Below are 1,371 nucleotides of genomic sequence, written 5' to 3'. Positions count from 1 at the left end.
GGTCGACGGAACGACCGGTTTCCTGACCAGCCTTTCGGCTGGGTAAAACAATTGCATACGCGACTTCATGTCGCACTGGGTAAGGCCTATCAGTGCCTTTGGCCTTTTGACAATGACGATGTTTAACGGCAGTTCAGATGTCTTGATCATGCCATCCAGTCTAGCGCCCCCTCCGCATTGACACTCGCAGAAGAGCCTCGGTCTCACGACCCAGACGCGGTTTACGCCGGGCTACATTGTCCCGGTGGCTTCATACCACGCCGTTGCCAGCATCGCATGCACCGGTAGACTACGGGCGACGGAACGCCCGGTTTCCTCCCGCCGTCTCCGGCGGTGAAACAACGAGTCTGGCGACTTTCACGTCGCACTATTGAGGTTGTCCCAAATCACGTGCACCTGTTTGCCCGGGTGAGCCACCGCCACGCGCTCCATGAAGGCGACCAGGTCGTCCTGGGTGCGCCGCTCGCGGCAGTCTGCCAGCACCTCTCCGGTATGCACATCAAGCGCGGCAATCAACGCCTGAGTGCCGTGCCGGATATATTCAAACTCCCGGCGACGCAGCCGTCCCGGTGCCGGCGCGCGTCCCGGGTGCTTGCGCTCGATGGCTTGAATGCCCGTCTTCTCGTCGATGCTGAGCACCACTGCGTGTTTGGGCGCCTTGCGGTACAGCTTGCAAATCACATTGATCTTCTCCCGAAAGGCCGGGTCGGGACTGTGTAGCCATTGCTGGACCCCGGTGCGGTCGCACGTCGCCAGCCTGCAAGATACGCTGCACATGGCTGCGGCTGATCTGTTCGACAATGCCACGCTCGATCGCGCGCGCCACTATCTCGTCCAGTGTCGGCGTAACCCGTCCCTCGGATTCGTGTGCTTCACATGCCAAAGCAATCAGCTGCAGTCGCGTTTCTTGCGTGATGCGTGGCGGACGACCACTACGCTCACCCTCGCGCAGGCCCTGCGCACCGTGCTGTGCGATGCGCTTGCGCCACGCGCAGACCGTCTGCACCGATACACGCAGTTCTCGAGCGATCACCGTATTCGGATGACCTTCGTGCGCCCACAGCGCAATGCGCGCCCGCATCACATCTCGCTGAGTCGCGGTCTTCCGCTCGATCAGCGACAGCAGTTCTTCTCGTTCTTTCTTCGCCAACTTCACTGGCGTTGCATGACGACCTTGGCTCATCCCGACATGTTAGCCAACGCAATTATTTAATCAAGCTATTTAGGGGATGTTGTACTAGTCTCACTGTGTCATAAAAAATAGCGACTTCCATCTTCATTTCAGTTCATAATTAGGATTCCATATTTATTAGTGGGCTGCAATGGAAAATCTAGCGAAGTTTGATCGCTACATCGAGCACCTGTGTGCGG

At 58.1% G+C, this 1,371-nt stretch carries 1 pseudogene; it reads right to left on the bottom strand.

From position 1 onward, the window contains the following. Positions 1-366: 366 nt before the first annotated feature. Positions 367-1,183: pseudogene (locus AWB78_RS45025) on the bottom strand (IS630 family transposase); the annotation flags it as partial. Between the last annotated feature and the right edge of the window lie 188 nt (positions 1,184-1,371).

Source organism: Caballeronia calidae, assembly GCF_900044055.2.
Classification (GTDB): domain Bacteria; phylum Pseudomonadota; class Gammaproteobacteria; order Burkholderiales; family Burkholderiaceae; genus Caballeronia; species Caballeronia calidae.
Note: the sequence above shows the minus strand (reverse complement) of the source record. Positions and strands in the feature narration are given on the sequence as shown.